13 protein-coding genes are annotated in these 12,130 nt (G+C 71.1%); 7 read left to right on the top strand and 6 right to left on the bottom strand.

Features of this window, described 5'->3' with window-relative positions; all coding sequences use genetic code 11:
- Positions 1-494 precede the first annotated feature (494 nt).
- The 3 genes from ABZ826_RS18190 (at position 495) to ABZ826_RS18180 (ending at position 5,056) form a co-directional block, all read left to right on the top strand.
- Entirely contained in the window at positions 495-1,883 is a 1,389-nt protein-coding gene (locus ABZ826_RS18190; protein ID WP_361448725.1) for an aldehyde dehydrogenase family protein, read from the top strand.
- Positions 1,884-1,933: 50 nt separating this feature from the next.
- Entirely contained in the window at positions 1,934-3,016 is a 1,083-nt protein-coding gene (locus ABZ826_RS18185; RefSeq protein WP_361448638.1) for a Zn-dependent alcohol dehydrogenase, read from the top strand.
- 495 nt (positions 3,017-3,511) lie between these two features.
- Positions 3,512-5,056, top strand: a complete 1,545-nt coding sequence (locus ABZ826_RS18180; RefSeq protein WP_361448635.1) for an FMN-binding glutamate synthase family protein — start codon at positions 3,512-3,514, stop codon at positions 5,054-5,056.
- A gap of 215 nt (positions 5,057-5,271) precedes the next feature.
- On the opposite strand, the gene ABZ826_RS18175 is transcribed toward ABZ826_RS18180, so the two are convergent.
- The 4 genes from ABZ826_RS18175 to ABZ826_RS18160 are packed head-to-tail and all read right to left on the bottom strand — an operon-like array spanning position 5,272 to position 7,855.
- Positions 5,272-5,460: a hypothetical protein gene (locus ABZ826_RS18175; protein ID WP_361448632.1), complete on the bottom strand. Its 189-nt coding sequence runs from the start codon at positions 5,458-5,460 to the stop codon at positions 5,272-5,274.
- Entirely contained in the window at positions 5,426-6,409 is a 984-nt protein-coding gene (locus tag ABZ826_RS18170) for a DMT family transporter (protein ID WP_361448629.1), read from the bottom strand. Before ABZ826_RS18170 ends, ABZ826_RS18175 begins: the two co-directional genes overlap by 35 nt.
- 33 nt (positions 6,410-6,442) lie before the next feature.
- On the bottom strand, positions 6,443-7,156 hold the full coding sequence (locus tag ABZ826_RS18165; RefSeq protein WP_361448722.1) for a winged helix-turn-helix domain-containing protein: 714 nt from the start codon (positions 7,154-7,156) through the stop codon (positions 6,443-6,445).
- Between the two features lie 24 nt (positions 7,157-7,180).
- A complete protein-coding gene (locus ABZ826_RS18160) occupies positions 7,181-7,855 on the bottom strand; it encodes a TetR/AcrR family transcriptional regulator C-terminal domain-containing protein (RefSeq protein ID WP_361448626.1) in 675 nt (224 codons plus the stop codon).
- Positions 7,856-7,919: 64 nt separating this feature from the next.
- Between ABZ826_RS18160 and ABZ826_RS18155 the strand changes: the two genes are divergently transcribed.
- From ABZ826_RS18155 to ABZ826_RS18145, 3 genes are all read left to right on the top strand, one after another.
- Entirely contained in the window at positions 7,920-9,071 is a 1,152-nt protein-coding gene (locus tag ABZ826_RS18155; RefSeq protein ID WP_361448622.1) for an acyl-CoA dehydrogenase family protein, read from the top strand.
- 100 nt (positions 9,072-9,171) lie between these two features.
- Positions 9,172-9,462 carry a YiaA/YiaB family inner membrane protein gene (locus ABZ826_RS18150; RefSeq protein WP_361448619.1) on the top strand — a complete coding sequence of 97 codons (291 nt, stop codon included), beginning with the start codon at positions 9,172-9,174 and terminating at the stop codon, positions 9,460-9,462.
- Between the two features lie 81 nt (positions 9,463-9,543).
- Positions 9,544-10,167, top strand: coding sequence for a TetR/AcrR family transcriptional regulator (locus ABZ826_RS18145; RefSeq protein ID WP_361448616.1), 624 nt, complete (start codon positions 9,544-9,546; stop codon positions 10,165-10,167).
- Between the two features lie 51 nt (positions 10,168-10,218).
- Here ABZ826_RS18145 and ABZ826_RS18140 read toward each other — a convergent pair whose 3' ends face one another.
- Positions 10,219-10,680, bottom strand: coding sequence for a MaoC family dehydratase (locus ABZ826_RS18140; RefSeq protein ID WP_361448613.1), 462 nt, complete (start codon positions 10,678-10,680; stop codon positions 10,219-10,221).
- A gap of 191 nt (positions 10,681-10,871) precedes the next feature.
- On the opposite strand from ABZ826_RS18140, the gene soxR reads away from it, so the two are divergent.
- Entirely contained in the window at positions 10,872-11,345 is a 474-nt protein-coding gene (gene soxR / locus ABZ826_RS18135; protein WP_361448610.1) for a redox-sensitive transcriptional activator SoxR, read from the top strand.
- Positions 11,346-11,402: 57 nt separating this feature from the next.
- On the opposite strand, the gene ABZ826_RS18130 is transcribed toward soxR, so the two are convergent.
- Positions 11,403-12,014 carry a hypothetical protein gene (locus ABZ826_RS18130; RefSeq protein ID WP_361448607.1) on the bottom strand — a complete coding sequence of 204 codons (612 nt, stop codon included), beginning with the start codon at positions 12,012-12,014 and terminating at the stop codon, positions 11,403-11,405.
- Between the last annotated feature and the right edge of the window lie 116 nt (positions 12,015-12,130).

Here is a 12,130-nt window from a genome sequence, read left to right as displayed (position 1 = left end):
CTTCAGGACGACGAAGAAGGTCGACCACTTGCCCTTCTTGACGGTGTCGAGAACGGCGGAGTCGACCTCGGCGGTGCTCTGCGCGGCGGTGCTCCTCGCCGTCGCGTCGGACTGTGCGAAGGCGGGGGCCGGGCCGATCAGCACGGCCGCCGACGTGATCGCGGCCGTCGCCCACGCGGCGGATCTGTGCCGGGGGGATCGGGGCAGGTGCATGGGAATGCTCCTCCTGGATGGGTACCGGGGAGCCCGTCCCGGTAGTCCCGGAACTGCGGGGGAAGTCACGGGGGTGGGGCGGGCTGGCCCCGGACGCTAGGAGGAGGGCGTTACTGGCGCACTACTGGCCCGGCCGGACGGACATCCGGCGCACGGCGTGACACGGTGAAGGGAGCCATGGAGAGCCCTCTGGCGGAATGAACCCTGGCGCCCGAAAACTAACAGCGCTAGTTTGGGGCGCGGACGAGTACGCCGTGACCACGGCCCCCGGGAGGAACGCGATGAAGGCCCACGACGGGATGTACATCGGCGGCGAGTGGCGGGCCGCCGCGGGCACGGACACGATCGCGGTGGTCGATCCGGCGGACGAGCAGGTCATCGCCCATGTCCCGGCGGGAACGGCCGAGGACGTCGACACCGCGGTACGGGCCGCCCGCGCCGCTTTTCCCGCCTGGGCCGCGACCTCGCCCACCGAGCGCGCAGCGAAGCTCGCCGCCCTGCGCGACGTGCTCGTCGCCCGCAAGGACGAGATCGCCGGGACGGTCACCGCCGAACTCGGCGCGCCGCTGCCGTTCTCGCAGGCGGTGCACGCGGGCGTGCCGATCCTGGTGGCCGGCTCGTACGCCGAACTCGCCGCGTCGTACGCCTTCGAGGAGAAGGTCGGCAACTCCACCGTCTACTTTGAACCGGTCGGCGTCGTCGGCGCGATAACGCCGTGGAACTACCCGCTGCACCAGATCGTCGCCAAGGTCGCCCCCGCCCTCGCGGCGGGCTGCACGGTCGTCCTCAAGCCCGCCGAGGACACCCCGCTGACCGCCCAGCTCTTCGCGGAAGCCGTCCATGAAGCGGGCATCCCCGCAGGCGTGTTCAACCTGGTCACCGGCCTCGGCGCGGTCGCGGGACAGGCGCTGGTCGAGCACGAGGGCGTCGACCTGGTCTCCTTCACCGGCTCCACCGCAGTCGGCAAGCAGATCGGTGCCACGGCGGGCGCGGCCGTCAAGCGCGTCGCCCTCGAACTGGGCGGCAAGTCCGCCAATGTCATTCTGCCGAGCGCGGACCTCGCCAAGGCCGTCGGCGTCGGCATCGCGAACGTCATGGGCAACTCCGGTCAGACGTGCAGCGCCTGGACCCGGATGCTCGTGCACACCTCCCGGTACGACGAGGCGGTCGCGCTCGCCGCGGAGGCCGCCGCCAAGCACGGCGACCGCATCGGGCCCCTCGTCAACGCCAAGCAGCACGCGAGGGTGCGCGGATACATCGAGAAGGGTGTGGCCGAGGGTGCGCGCCTCGTCGCGGGTGGCCCCGATGCCCCACGCGAGCGGGGCTACTTCGTCAGCCCCACCGTGTTCGCCGACGTCACCCCGGAGATGACCATCGCCCAGGAGGAGATCTTCGGCCCCGTCGTCTCGATCATCCGCTACCGGGACGAGGACGACGCCCTGCGCATCGCCAACGGCACCGTGTACGGGCTCGCGGGAGCGGTCTGGGCGGGCGACGACACCGAGGCGGTGGCCTTCGCCCGCCGGATGGACACCGGGCAGGTCGACATCAACGGCGGCCGGTTCAACCCGCTCGCCCCGTTCGGCGGATACAAGCAGTCCGGCGTCGGCCGCGAGCTCGGTTCGCACGGACTCGCCGAGTATCTCCAGACCAAGTCGTTGCAGTTCTGATCTTTGCGCCCCTGCCCCGATCCCGCTGCCGACCGTCAAGGAGCCTGCTCGTGGTCCGCGCCGCCGTACTGCCCGCCGTCGGAGCCCCGCTGGAGATCACCGACATCGAACTCCCGGAGCCCGGCCCCGGCAGGGTGCGGGTCCGTCTCGCTGCCGCGGGGGTCTGCCACTCCGACCTCTCGCTGTCCGACGGCACCATGCGGGTGCCGGTACCCGCCGTCCTCGGACATGAGGGCGCGGGCACCGTCGTCTCGGTCGGCGAGGGCGTCAGCCATGTCGCACCCGGCGACGGGGTCGTGCTCAACTGGGCGCCTTCCTGCGGAAGTTGTCACCATTGCGGGATCGGTGAGGTCTGGCTCTGCGCCGACGCCCTGTCCGGTGCGGCCGGCGTCCATGCCCGTACCGCCGACGGCACCGCACTGCATCCCGGCCTGAACGTGGCCGCGTTCGCCGAGGAGACCGTCGTCGCCGCGAAGTGCGTGCTGACCGCTCCGGACGGCGTCGCGCTCACCGACGCCGCGCTGCTCGGCTGCGCGGTCCTCACCGGATACGGCGCGGTCCACCACAGCGCCCGGGTCCGCCCCGGTGAGTCCGTCGTCGTCTTCGGCATCGGCGGGGTCGGCCTCGCCGTGCTCCAGTCCGCCCGGATCGCGGGCGCCTCGAAGATCATCGCGGTCGATGTGTCTCCCGGGAAGGAGGAACTGGCCCGGCGGGCGGGCGCCACCGACTACGTGATCGCCTCCGACACCACCCCGCGCGCGATCCGCAAGCTCACCGACGGCCAGGGCGCGGACGTGGCGGTCGAGTGCGTCGGGCGGCCCGTCACCATCCGCAGCGCCTGGGACTCCACCCGCCGCGGCGGCCGCACCACGGTCGTCGGCATCGGCGGCAAGGACCAGCTGGTGTCCTTCAACGCCCTGGAGATCTTCCACTGGGGCCGCTCGCTGACGGGCTGCGTGTACGGGAACAGCGATCCGGCCCGCGACCTGCCGGTCCTGGCCGAACACATCCGGGCGGGCAGGTTCGACCTGTCCATGATGGTCACCGAACGGATCGCGCTGGACGGCATCCCCACGGCCTTCGACCACATGATCGCGGGCAGGGGTGGCCGGGCCCTGATCGTCTTCCAGTAGTGCTTGGCCAGGTCGGTATCGGGGTGGGTGTGTCGCGGTGGCAGGTGGGGCAGGCGCCGGTCCTGACCGCGAGCAGGGTCTGCAGTTCACGGACGGCTTGGTAGAGGCTCAGGCCGGCGCCGCGTCTTTTGCGGCTCTGGCCAGTCGTTGCAGGGTGCGGAAGGCGCGGGCGACGGAGACGAGGGCGACGTGGTGGTGCCGGCCGTCCCAGGTGCGGCCCTCGAAGTGGGCCGGCCACAACCGACCTGACCAGGCACTGCCAGGCCGTTTCGTTTGGATCGCCGAAGATGTCAGCCATGGTCTCTGAAGAACGCCGACGGCGTGTCCGGACTCACGCACCCTGACCCGCCCGCCCGTCCGCGCGACCTTTAATATCATGTGGCGTTTCGTCGTCGGACGCCGATGCCTGCCTGGCCGTGTCCGCCGCCCAACGCCCACGACGTCCGCCGCACAGCGATGGAGTCGGGTATCGAGCAGTCGAGGAGAGGAACGTTCATGCGTGCTCGGAGCATCGGCGCGGCCGCCGCAACAGCATTGGCGCTGGTGGCTGCCCGCGACCTCGTCCAGAAGAAGCACGCACTGCTCAGAAACTTCCCCGTGATCGGGCACGCCCGGTACCTGTTGGAGACGATCGGGCCGGAGCTGCGGCAGTACGTCGTGACGTCCAACGAGGAAGAGCGCCCGTTCAGCCGTGACCAGCGCACCTGGATCTATGCGTCGGCGAAGGAAGAGAACAACTACTTCGGGTTCGGAACCGACGTAGACGTCGAGCACGTGCAAGGGCACGCGTACGTGAAGCAGCGCACGTTCGCCGGCACGCTGCCCGACCTGCACGACCCGCAGGCCCCGCTGCCCTCGGCCAAGGTGCTGGGCGGCCCGCGCGGGCGCGCCAAGGCGTTCCGGCCGGCGAGCGTCGTGAACATATCGGCGATGAGCTTCGGATCGCTGTCCGGCGCGGCCATCACGGCGCTCAACAAGGGCGCGGCGCTGGCCGGCACGATGCAGAACACGGGCGAGGGCGGCCTCTCGCAGTACCACCGCAACGGCGGCGATCTCGTCCTCCAGATCGGGACGTCGTACTTCGGTTGCCGCAACGAGGACGGCACCTTCAACCTCGACAAGCTCAAGGACGTGGTCGCCGGCGCCCCGGTCAGGGCGATAGAGATCAAGCTCTCCCAGGGCGCCAAGCCGGGGCTCGGTGGGATGCTGCCGGGCGCGAAGGTGACCCCCGAGATCGCCAAGATCCGCGGCATCCCGGCCGGCAAGGACTGCGCCTCCCCCTCGCGGCACACCGCGTTCCACGACGTCGACTCGATGCTCGACTTCGTGGAGCTGCTCGCTACCGAGACCGGTCTGCCGGTCGGGATCAAGAGCGCTGTGGGGGAGATGAGCTTCTGGCGGGAGCTGGCCACGCTGATGGCGCGTGGTGATCGCGGGGTCGACTTCGTGACCATCGACGGAGGCGAGGGCGGCACCGGGGCGGCTCCCCTGATCTTCACCGACTCGGTGTCGCTGCCGTTCCGGATGGGCTTCTCCCGCGTCTACAGCACGTTCGCCGAGCGGGGTCTGACCGACGACCTCACCTTCATCGGCTCCGGCAAGCTCGGCCTGCCCGAGAACGCCGCCGTCGCCTTCGCCCTGGGTGTCGACATGATCAACGTCGCCCGCGAGGCAATGCTGTCCATCGGTTGCATCCAGGCGCAGAAATGCCACACCGACAAGTGCCCCACCGGCATCGCCACCCAGGACCCGTGGCTGGTGCGCGGCGTCGACGCGCCCTCGAAGGCCACCCGGGCCGCTGTCTACCTGCGCACCCTGCGTAAGGAGCTGCTGAAGATCTCGGGAGCTGTCGGCGTCGCCCACCCGGGACTCATCACCACCAACGACATCGAGATCATGAACGGCGACTACGACGCCCGCACCCTGGCGAGCGTCTACGGCTACAAGGACGGCTGGGGCGAACTCGGCCCGGAGCTCGCCCAGGAGATCACCGCACTGCTCACCACCAAACCGACCCCTCTCCGGAATCCGGCCGGCTGACCCGGGGTCTGCCGAACGAACGGTGTATCGCGGGTTGTTGAGGTCACCGGCGGGCTGCCGAGAGGCGTGCGGTACGGGACCTCGCCGCGATGTCGCATCGCCCGAGTGTGTCCGGCACGAGGGCGATCCTCCGCCTTGCGATGCACCGCATCGGACGCCGCGAGCCTCACGGCAAACCTTTCCGGCCACAGCACCGGCCGCGTTCCAGGAGCCCGCTACCCCTTCGGTCCGTCCGCCGCCCGGCTCGTGGTGAGCAGCCGGGCATCCATCTCGCCGCGCTCGAAGAGCTGGGAGGCCGGGCCGACGATCTCCTCGGCGAGGGCGTCCCGCTCGGCTTCCCGGCCGTCGGCCGCCCGGTTCTTCGTCCTCCTACGGCCGGCCGGTTCCCTGGGGCTCCGGGTCATGTCGGCGTCCCTCCACCGGCTGTGCCGGAATCCTCTGCGTCGGGCCAGGCTGCGTACGCAGTCGGGAGACCGCCACCCCGGCCAGACAGAGCAGACCTCCGCCGACGGTCAGCGGCGCCGGCACCTCGTCCAGCAGCAGCCAGGACATCAGCGCCACCAGGGCGGGCACCGCGTAGGTGGTGGCGCCCATCTGCCCCGCTGTCGTCCTGGCGAGTGCGTAGGCCCAGGTGGTGAACGCCAGCGCGGTCGGGAAGAGACCCAGGTAGACCATGTTCAGGGTGGCGGACAGGGGCGCCTCGGCCACGTCGGAGATCAGCGCGCCGGAGAACGGCAGACAGCCGACGGCGCCGACCAGGCAGCCGAATGTGGTGATCTGCAGCGCGGAGCCGTGCTGCAGCGCGGGCTTCTGGCCGACCACCCCCAGGGCGCACGCCACCGCGGCCAGCAGGCAGAGCACCACGCCGAGCACCGACGCCCTCCCGTGCCCCGACATCGAGAGTCCGACCACCGCGGCGCCCGCGAACGACACGGCCATGCCCGTCAGCAGCCTGCCGGGCAGCGTCTCCCCGAGCATCCGGGCACCGAGCAGCGCGATCAGGAGCGGACCGATGTTCACCACCATCGCGGCCGTGCCCGCGTCGACCTGCTGTTCACCCCAGTTGAGGAGCACCATGTAGAGGCCGAACCAGAGCAGTCCGGACTTCAGAATTCCGGGCCAGGCGGCCCGTGGCGGTATCCCCTCGCGGCGCAGCAGCAGGAGCGTGCCGAGCGCCAGGGCGCCGGTGAGCAGCCGGCCGAGTGCGAGCGCGCCGGGCGAGTACGCCTCGCCGGCGCTGCGGATGGAGACAAAGGCGGAGGCCCAGAGCAGCACGGTGGTGCAGGCCGCGGCGGAGGCGCGCCAGTCGCGGTGTGCCGAGGGTGTCGCTGTCGGGTCGGGTGTCGTCGTCATGGGACCGACCGTAGGGCCGTGACCGTTCGGCACCTATCGAATCGTTGTCGCCTCGATGCCCAGGTGTTCGTGCAGCGCCCGTTCCCCGGCCGATGTCGCCATCACCGCACGTCCGGACCCGATCCGGACGCACCAGCCGGAGTCCAGCACGTGCCGGCACAGCGCGGCGCCCGCGACCCCCGCCAGGTGCGGCCTGCGCTCCGTCCAGTCCAGGCAGCTGCGTACGAGCGGACGTCGCGATCTCGGCTCCAGTGCGATGCCCCGTGCGTCGAACCAGTCGAGGCCGTCGTCGGTGAGCGCGAAGCCGGTGTCCTGCTCCAGCAGTCCCCGTTCGGTCATGGCATCGGCGATCGCGATGCCGATGCGGCCCGCGAGATGGTCGTAGCAGGTGCGTCCGCGGGCCAGCGCGCTGCCCGCGCCGGTCGCGCTCAGGGTGCGCGGCCGCCCGGTCGTGGAGCCGGGGACCACCTGGGCCGCCAGATCCTCGACGAGGTGCGCGGTCCGCTCGTCGGTGAGTCGCAGATAGCGGTGGCGGCCCTGGCGCTCCTCGGCCAGCAGACCGCCCGCGACGAGCTTGCCGAGATGTTCACTGGCGGTGGACGGTGCCACCGAGGCGTGCCTGGCCAGCTCGCCCGCGGTCCAGGCGCGGCCGTCGAGCAGGGCCAGGCAGAAGGTGGCGCGGGTCTCGTCGGCGAGAAGCGCGGCCAGGGCGGCGAGCCGGGGCGCGGCCGGGTCGGGATGTGCCATGCGTGCCATGTGTTCCAGGATGCGTCAGGAACGCTTCGGCGCCGGCCGAACGGTCCCGGCGGATGTGAGCTGCTCGTGCTGGAGGGAGAGTCCGTCGACCAGGGCCCGCAGCCCGGTCTCGAACGCCCCCTCGTCGACCTTCTGGCGGCGTTCGGCCAGCAGGTGCGCCTGGCCGAGGTGCGGATAGTCGGCGGGGTCGTACGCCGTCTCGTCGTCGACGAAGCCGCGGGCGAACGAACCGAGGGCCGAGCCGGTGATGAAGTAACGCATGAGGGCCCCGATGTACGTCGCCTGGGCGGGCGGCCAGCCCGCCCTCGTCATCGCGCCGAAGACCGCGTCGGCGACCCGCAGACCGGCCGGGCGGCGGCCGGGCCCCTGGGCGAGCACCGGGACGATGTGCGGGTGCTCGGTGAGCGCCGCACGATAGGAGACGGCCCAGTCGTGCAGGGCGGCGCGCCAGTCGCGGGTGTCCGACGCGTCGAACATCGACAGATCGACCTGGGCCGATACGGCGTCCGCGACCGCGTCCAGGATCTCGTCCTTGTTGCGGAAGTGGTTGTAGAGCGAGGGTCCGCTGACCCCGAGTTCGGCGGCGAGCCGACGGGTGGAGACGGCGTCGAGCCCCTCGGAGTCCACGAGCGCGCTCGCCGTCTCGATGATCCGGTCTCTGCTGAGGAGGGGCTTGCGCGGTCGGGCCATGCGGCTCATAGTAGGGCCTGCGCATGAAAAACTAGCAGTGCTAATTAAAGTGGGGAGTCGAAGGATGAACCTGGAACTCGACGAGGAGCAGGAAGCCGTCCGGCTGCTCGCCAAGGACTTCGTCGCCCGCGAGATCGCCCCTCACGTCGTGGAGTGGGACCGGGCCGAGAACGTCGACAAGTCGATCGTGACGAAGCTGGGCTCGGTCGGGTTCCTCGGGCTGACCGTGCCCGAGGAGTACGGCGGCTCGGGCGGCGACCACCTCGCCTACTGCCTGGTCACCGAGGAGCTCGGCCGCGGTGACTCCTCGGTCCGCGGCATCGTCTCCGTCTCCCTCGGCCTGGTCACCAAGACCATCGCGGCCTGGGGCGACGAGGAGCAGAAGCGGTACTGGCTGCCGAGGCTCACCGCCGGCGAGGCGCTCGGCTGCTTCGGCCTCACCGAGCCCGGCACCGGATCGGACGCCGGGAATCTGACGACGAAGGCCGTCCGGGACGGCGACTCGTACGTCATCAACGGCAGCAAGATGTTCATCACCAACGGCACCTGGGCCGATGTGGTGCTCCTCTTCGCCCGCACCGGCGACACCCCCGGGCACCGGGGCATATCCGCCTTCCTGGTTCCCACCGACACCCCGGGCCTCGGCCGGCGCACCATCCACGGCAAGCTCGGCCTGCGCGGCCAGGCCACGGCCGAGCTGGTCCTGGAGGACGTTCGCGTCCCCGCCTCGACGCTCCTGGGCCCTGAGGGCAAGGGCTTCTCCATGGCGATGTCCGCCCTGGCCAAGGGCCGGATGTCGGTGGCGGCCGGCTGCGTCGGCATCGCGCAGGCCGCCCTCGACGCCGCCGTGGGCTACGCGGGTGAGCGCGAGCAGTTCGGCAAGTCCATCGCGAGCCACCAGCTCGTCCAGGAACTCATCAGCGACATCGCCGTGGACGTGGACGCCGCCCGGCTGCTCACCTGGCGGGTGGCCGACCTCGTCGACCGCGGCGAGGACTTCGCCACCGCCGCCTCCAAGGCGAAGCTCTTCGCCTCCGAGGCCGCCGTCCGCGCCGCCAGCAACGCGCTCCAGGTCTTCGGCGGCTACGGCTACATCGACGAGTACCCCGTCGGCAAGCTGCTGCGCGATGCCCGGGTGATGACGCTGTACGAGGGCACCAGCCAGATCCAGAAACTCATCATCGGCCGCGCGCTCACGGGAGTCTCCGCCTTCTGATCCCCCTGGCTCCCGGCCACCTCATCGAACGGGAGTCTGAGTACCGGACTGAGTACGGGGACGGATGTGGCGCACACCACCTCGGCCGATGCTGGGCGCCATGAGTGAGACAACATCGGTCAAGCAGCAGAGCACCGCGGCCTTCTACGGCCAGGCCGTCGCGTCCTTCGGGGTGGCGATGGCCGCGGTGGCCTTCGGTATCTACTTCCTGGACGCCGACGCCTGGGTCCGCGGATTCCTCGCGATCGGCGTCCTCTACCTCGTCACCTCCTGCTTCACCCTGGCCAAGGTCGTCCGTGACCGTCAGGAGGCGGGGCAGATCGTCAGCCGGGTCGACCAGGCCCGGCTGGAGAAGATCCTCGCCGAGCACGATCCTTTCCAGAAGCTCTGACGATCCCGCCGGACAGGCGCTAAGCGCTTGCTCAGGTTCGGGGTATGGTGTTCGTCCTGCTGATGAGAGGGGCGAGTGACGATGAGCACGGCGGAGGAGACCGACGGCGACAGCGCGCCGTGGGCCGAGGTGACACCCGAGGCGGCCAGGCGGCTCCTCGTCGCCGCCGTCGACGCCTTCGCCGAGCGCGGCTACCACGCCACCACCACCCGTGACATCGCCGGCCGGGCGGGGATGAGCCCCGCCGCGCTCTACATCCACTACAAGACGAAGGAAGAGCTGCTCCACCGGATCAGCAGGATCGGTCACGACCGTGCCCTGTTCGTGCTGGAGGCCGCCGCCGACGGCGAGGGCACGGCCGCCGAGCGGCTGGCCGAGGCCGTGCGGTCCTTCGTCCGCTGGCACGCCGAGCGGCACACCACGGCCCGCGTGGTCCAGTACGAGCTCGACGCCCTCGGCGAGGAGCACCGCGCCGAGATCGTCGAGCTGCGCCGCAGGAGCGACGCCGTGGTGCGCCGGATCATCAGCGAGGGCGTGCGGGCCGGGGAGTTCGATGTCCCCGACATCCCGGGCACCACGCTCGCGGTGCTCTCGCTCTGCATCGACGTGGCGCGCTGGTTCAACGCGCAGGGCAGCCGGACGCCGGACGAGGTCGGCGAGCTGTACGCCGACCTCGTGCTGCGCATGGTCGCCGCCGGGCGGTGACGCCGACGGGCCGCGTCGTCGGTAGTGGGAGTGCGGCTCGGAAGCAGCGGCTCAGAAGTAGTAGCGCGACACCGACTCGGCCACGCACACCGGCTTGTCGCCGCCCTCGCGCTCGACCGTGACGACGGCGGTGACCTGCACACCGCCCCCGGCTTCTTCGACGCTCTTCAGGACGGCCGTCGCGCGCAGCCGGGAGCCCACGGGCACGGTGGACGGGAAGCGGACCTTGTTCGTCCCGTAGTTGATGCCCATCTTCATGCCCTCGACCCGCATGATCTGCGGCACCAGGGCCGGCAGCAGCGAGAGCGTGAGGTATCCGTGCGCGATCGTCGTGCCGAACGGCCCGGCCGCGGCCCGCTCCGGGTCCACGTGGATCCATTGGTGGTCGCCCGTGGCCTCGGCGAAGAGGTCGATCCTCTTCTGTTCGACCTCCAGCCACTCGCTGTGACCCAGTTGCTCGCCCACTCCGTCGCGCAGCTCCTGCGCGGACGTGAAGATCCTCGGCTCTGCCATGTCCCTGCCCTTCCCGCTCTCGGTCATCCGGCGTCGCACGCCTGTCCAACGGCCTCCCTCGCGGTAGGGAGCGGGCTCCCGGCGATCCACTCCCGACCGCCGGGGAGGCCTAAGCGCTTGCTCAGCATGGTTGCCGGGTGCGTTCCTGTCAACGACGGGCCGGCCGGGGGCGGGCACGTAGGGTTGGAGGGGTGCCCCAGATCCCGCAGACACTCCATGAACTCACGGTCGGCCAGCTCTCCGCGCGCAGCGGGGCCGCCGTCTCGGCCCTGCACTTCTACGAGGCCAAGGGCCTGATCAGCAGTCGCCGCACCAGTGGCAATCAGCGCCGCTACACCAGGGACGCGCTGCGCAGGGTCGCGTTCGTCCGTGCGGCACAGCGGGTCGGAATTCCGCTCGCCACCATCCGGGACGCCCTCGCCGAACTCCCGGAGGAGCGCACCCCGAACCGCGAGGACTGGGCGCGGCTCTCGGCTGCGTGGCGCTCCGAACTGGACGAGCGCATCGAGCAGTTGGGCCGGCTCCGGGATCACCTCACCGATTGCATCGGCTGCGGCTGCCTGTCGCTGGAGAACTGTGTGCTCTCCAACCCGGACGACGTGACGGGCCGGCGGATCAGCGGCTCGCGCCTGATGCCGGAGCGCCCGTCGGCCGACTCCCGGTAGAAGCGCGGGCCCGCCCGTTCGGGCGCAGCTCCCGCCGCCGGCCGCTCCCGCCGCCCGTCATGCCGCCGACGCCAGATTCCGGCGCCGCGCGCTCCGGGCCTTCGTCAGCGCCCCCGGCGTGAGCACCGGCTGCGGCACCAGGATCCCGCACCCCGCGCAGACCGGCCCCGACCACGGTTCGGACCGCAGATCCGGCCGCCAGGCGATCTCGGCGCCCGTGCACACCGGGCAGACCGTCCCCGGCTCCGACTCCAGGGCAGCGATCAGCCGGTGGAGAACCTGGGCGAGCGGTGCCGAAGGGTGGACCGCCGGGTCCTCGCAGCGCGCGACCCCGTACCCGCCCCAGGTGCGCCGGTGCCAGTCGTCGAACGCGCCGGGGCTGCGCAGTCCGTCGTGCTTCTCCCGCCTGCGGCGCTCGGCGAACCTCGCCTCGTATCCGAGCCAGACGGCCCGCGCCGCCTCCAGCTCGTCCAGCGCGCGCACCAGTCGCGCGGGATCGGGGGACCGGTCCTCGGGCTCGATCCCGTGCCGGGCGCACAGGTGGTCCCAGGTCGCCCGGTGCCCGTAAGGGGCGAACCTCTCCAGGCACTTGCGCAGCGAATACCGCCGCAGCGCCAGGTCTCCCCTCGGATCGCGGACCTGTCTCGCAAGACTCCGGAATCCGGCCATCGCGCCGTCACCTCCGTCGCTCGTACTTCGGCGTCAAGGAATGGACGTACGACTGCCCGTTCCGGATCCATCGACGTGCGACGACGTCCACCATCCGGGACCGCCGGCCGTCATGG

Source organism: Streptomyces sp. NPDC047515 (genome assembly GCF_040643055.1).
In the GTDB taxonomy this organism is placed as follows: Bacteria; Actinomycetota; Actinomycetes; order Streptomycetales; family Streptomycetaceae; genus Streptomyces.
The sequence above is the reverse complement of the archived record's forward strand: the minus strand, read 5'-3'. Positions and strand labels throughout refer to the sequence as shown.